The sequence below is a fragment of the Paraburkholderia sp. BCC1884 genome (genome assembly GCF_900996225.1).
Classification (GTDB): domain Bacteria; phylum Pseudomonadota; class Gammaproteobacteria; order Burkholderiales; family Burkholderiaceae; genus Paraburkholderia.
Genome location: NZ_CAAJGL010000141.1, coordinates 1 through 498, shown reverse-complemented (window position 1 = coordinate 498; position 498 = coordinate 1). Strand labels below are relative to the sequence as shown.

The 498-nt window shown below is 75.9% G+C and carries 1 protein-coding gene; it reads left to right on the top strand.

The window, feature by feature from the left end; translation table 11 throughout:
- Positions 1-498 (top strand): hypothetical protein (locus tag FQ705_RS34250; RefSeq protein WP_222105685.1); only part of this gene is annotated, 498 nt, incomplete at both ends.

Below are 498 nucleotides of genomic sequence, written 5' to 3'. Positions count from 1 at the left end.
GGCGCGGACGGCCCGGCGCATGACGATGCCGCCTACGCGGACGCCGAAGCGGATGCCGCGCCACGGTTGTTCCGGCTCGCCGCGCATTCGGGCGCCGCGTTGGCCGACTACGCGCGCCGCTACCTCGACTGGCTCGACGAGGCACGGGCGCGGCAGGCCGGGATCGATCCGGCCGCGCTCTGCTACACGGCCGCGGTGGGTCGCGGCGAGGCCGCCTGCCGGATCGCGCTGAGCTTCGAGACACTCGACGACCTGCGCGCCTGCCTGCGCGAATACCTCGACGTGGCCGGCGGCGATCCGAGCCAGCCGGTGCCGAAATCCTGCACGGCCGAGTGGGTGATCGGCGGCGCGGCCGATGTCGACTGGCGCGTGGCCGGCGCCTTGTACGCACGGCCCGGCTTCTATCGCGAGCGGGTCGAGCAGGCCTGGACGCGTCTCGCGGCGCGGGTGCCGGACGGCGCCGCCGCGTTCGCGCGGCTCTGCGCGGGTGGCGACGCC